This window comes from Halomonas sp. HP20-15 (assembly GCF_033446685.1).
Lineage (GTDB): Bacteria > Pseudomonadota > Gammaproteobacteria > Pseudomonadales > Halomonadaceae > Modicisalibacter.
Genome location: NZ_JAWQLY010000046.1, coordinates 1 through 279, shown reverse-complemented (window position 1 = coordinate 279; position 279 = coordinate 1). Strand labels below are relative to the sequence as shown.

Genomic DNA, 279 nt, shown 5'->3' with positions numbered 1-279 from the left:
ATGGGTTTGTTTGACAGGTTTATTTTGTGGGTGTATTAGAAATGGTTTTAACTTAAGATATGGATTAATTTCATAGGAAGAAAACAGAGAGAGCTATAAGTGATTCCAAGCAACAATGTAAGGCACTCCGATTCCAAGCACCAGACTCAGCCCGATAAACATCACCGGTATGGAATCAATAGTTCCGTCAGAAAAGTCACAGATCGAGCATGAGTTGGGTTTATGTTTTTTTTTTAGTTTACATAAAGTTATTACTAACATTGATGTGTTTATTCCAAT

1 protein-coding gene is annotated in these 279 nt (G+C 35.1%); it reads right to left on the bottom strand.

The window, feature by feature from the left end:
• Window positions 1–93: 93 nt before the first annotated feature.
• Window positions 94–279, bottom strand: a 186-nt coding sequence (locus R6258_RS18800; protein ID WP_318453477.1) for a hypothetical protein, incomplete at its 5' end; no start/stop codon positions are given.